Source organism: Limnospira sp. PMC 1279.21 (assembly GCF_032349615.1).
GTDB classification, from domain to species: Bacteria; Cyanobacteriota; Cyanobacteriia; order Cyanobacteriales; family Microcoleaceae; genus Limnospira; species Limnospira fusiformis.
On the sequence record NZ_JARPLU010000642.1, the window covers coordinates 1 to 209 of the forward strand.

The window sequence follows — 209 nt, forward strand, 5'->3', positions numbered from 1 at the left end:
TGTTTAGGGGTATCGGGTTGGTTCTGGTAGGAGATGATTTAGATTTTGCGATCGCACATAGTTTCCCCTATAGGTCTAGTCCACGGAAAGGCGGTCTGATATCTTTGTACGTTGATTCCCTAGCGGGTTCCCCCCTACGGCTACCTACGGCTATCGTGGTTGATTTTGAAACATATCCTCCCCCCAACCGGAACAAACACTCTTTGGGG

Annotated in this window: 1 protein-coding gene; it reads left to right on the plus strand. The window is 49.3% G+C overall.

Annotated elements, in window-relative coordinates; translation table 11 throughout:
- Nucleotides 1-17: 17 nt before the first annotated feature.
- A partial coding sequence (locus tag P5683_RS26335; protein WP_315645194.1) for a propionate--CoA ligase occupies nt 18-209 on the plus strand: 192 nt, incomplete at its 3' end.